Consider the following 237-nt stretch of genomic DNA (forward strand, 5'->3'; position numbering starts at 1 on the left):
ACTGCCCTGAGATCCGCAAGGAGATGCAGGAGATCGCCGGAAAGCGGCGCCGGTTCGGCTACCGCCGGATTGGCGTGTTGCTTGAGCGCAAAGGCATGAGAATGAACCACAAGAAACTGTATCGGCTCTACCGGGAAGAAGGGTTGTCAGTGAAGCGGCGGCGCGGCCGCAAGCGGGCCCGAGGAACGCGCTCCCCGATGCCGGTGGCTGCGTATCCCAATGCGCGCTGGTCTCTGG

1 protein-coding gene is annotated in these 237 nt (G+C 63.7%); it reads left to right on the forward strand.

Annotated features, from left to right (window positions below; genetic code table 11):
• Nucleotides 1-237 (forward strand): IS3 family transposase (locus ACTRWK_RS17550; RefSeq protein ID WP_462844114.1); only part of this gene is annotated, 237 nt, incomplete at both ends.

Source organism: Sulfitobacter sp. G5_S2_6_S6, assembly GCF_054968505.1.